Source organism: Leptolyngbya sp. AN10, from assembly GCF_050565645.1.
Taxonomy (GTDB): Bacteria; Cyanobacteriota; Cyanobacteriia; order Leptolyngbyales; family Leptolyngbyaceae; genus Leptolyngbya.
This window is the reverse complement of record NZ_JBNXVP010000104.1, coordinates 1-1306: the sequence shown is the minus strand read 5'-3', so window position 1 is coordinate 1306 and position 1306 is coordinate 1. Positions and strand designations below refer to the sequence as shown.

At 45.6% G+C, this 1306-nt stretch carries 1 protein-coding gene and 1 pseudogene; both read right to left on the bottom strand.

Annotation, left to right across the window (positions count from 1 at the left end; genetic code table 11):
• Positions 1–126 precede the first annotated feature (126 nt).
• Positions 127–486, bottom strand: a pseudogene (locus tag ACQ4M5_RS41725) (IS982 family transposase); the annotation flags it as partial.
• An 81-nt stretch (positions 487–567) separates the two neighbouring features.
• The gene (locus tag ACQ4M5_RS41720) at positions 568–930 is read right to left on the bottom strand and encodes a hypothetical protein (RefSeq protein WP_430681686.1); all 363 of its coding nucleotides are present in this window, start codon (positions 928–930) and stop codon (positions 568–570) included.
• Positions 931–1306 lie beyond the last annotated feature (376 nt).

Here is a 1306-nt window from a genome sequence, read left to right as displayed (position 1 = left end):
CAGCTTTGCTGCTTGCTGTTCTCGTCATCTCTGTCTCATTTTGATCTCATTTCTGCAATCTCATTTCTGCAAATCTAGCTTCTAGTTTCGATGAAAAAATCTGTCCTATGTAATTGACATTTCACAGACAAAGGCAATCCCCGTCATCTCGCCGCGTCGCGTCATCAGGAAACAATTCAACAGCATCAAGCACCACGGCATCAGTTCCACAAAGCGGTTGTAGCTCACTAGATTCGGGAACGCTTTGCGCCAGTGCGGTAGCACTGTCAGCGTGTAGAAATCCTTAAATGTCCTTGCACCAGAAGCATGAAACGCAATCACGATGGTCATCACTTCGCTCAAACGCAACCGGGAGCGACTGCGTTTCTCTCCAGGCATCGACGGCAGTTGCGGTTGGTGTGCCCATGCCCATTCAAACGTTTGGCAGAAGTCGTCTATGTCGCAGAACAATGCCGTCAGGTCGAGGCGCGATACGATAGGTTCCATAAGCTGGGACTCGAAAGATGTGTTGTTATTTCTTTCAAAAGTAGTCCCAGCTTTTCTTTTGCGCCACTCCTCTCGTCGAACTCACGTTAAGAAGTGTTGATGAAAGCGCGCAACAGATTGAGCGATTGACTCCTGAAGAAGTTTTCGATCTGAACTGGTTTGCTTGAGATAGGCTCGCCATTTCTCCCAGGTAAATCCCCGCTGTGCGAGCAACTGATTCAGATACATCGCATCCGCCTTTGCCTGCTCAATTCCATCGACATCTGCGTCCAAGGATAAGCAAAGCGTATATTGCTTCTTCTTGTGCCCGGTAGAGCCAAGTGAAAGCGTCTTGCGAATGTACAACCGATTTCCAATCAAAGTGAGCTTTACCTTAATTCCACGCTCCTCTGATAGATAGATATTAGCTTCTTTTGTACGTTGCGAGGCAGATTTCCTAGGCATTGAAGTCTCTCAAGTAATCAGTAGATTGGGGCTGTATCGAAGAAATTAGACAGTGCAAAGCGACAGAACATCAATGTTCTGCGATGGGGGCTAAATATCAAGCAAATAGTTCTGATTCAGAACGTTCCAAGGAGTGTACTTACCTTGGCAATTAACTCAACTCTTGCTTCAAATAGCAGGTGTAGCTATAGTCCTCTCTGTCACTTTTGGACAATAGAGACAGGCACTTGTCGAATTTTGGTAATCTATATAGGGCTTGCTGAAAAAGTCATTCTGTAAAAACTGGATCACAGACTTCTCTGAATCTGCATCCTTTTATTTATGCGATCGCCAATTGCCATTGATTCGGTTGTCGCCGTGTTCGATGTAATTCAAA